Source organism: Streptomyces hilarionis, assembly GCF_024539675.1.
Lineage (GTDB): Bacteria > Actinomycetota > Actinomycetes > Streptomycetales > Streptomycetaceae > Streptomyces > Streptomyces hilarionis.
On record NZ_JAHHIT010000787.1, the window covers coordinates 1 to 258 of the forward strand.

1 protein-coding gene is annotated in these 258 nt (G+C 53.1%); it reads right to left on the bottom strand.

The features are described from left to right. Positions 1–220, bottom strand: a 220-nt coding sequence (locus KMS84_RS44695; protein ID WP_256921627.1) for a DNA/RNA helicase domain-containing protein, incomplete at its 3' end; no start/stop codon positions are given. Between the last annotated feature and the right edge of the window lie 38 nt (positions 221–258).

Consider the following 258-nt stretch of genomic DNA (forward strand, 5'->3'; position numbering starts at 1 on the left):
CTGTCTCCTGCTGTGCCAGGAGAGGTTGCTCCTTCATCAATTTCTTCCAGCCACGAATCGATTTGTCGTGCTTGTCTCGCTCATGCGGCGATGTCACCACCTGCCCATCACGCACGATCAAATCTGGTCCGATGATGACTCCAATATAATCCACTTCCATCCCTTGGCAGGTGTGGATGCAGCCGACCTGCTCAATGGAGTTTTCAGCGATGATCCACAAGCTGCCATCCTGATCCAGGTTCCATTGGCGTGCGTAGT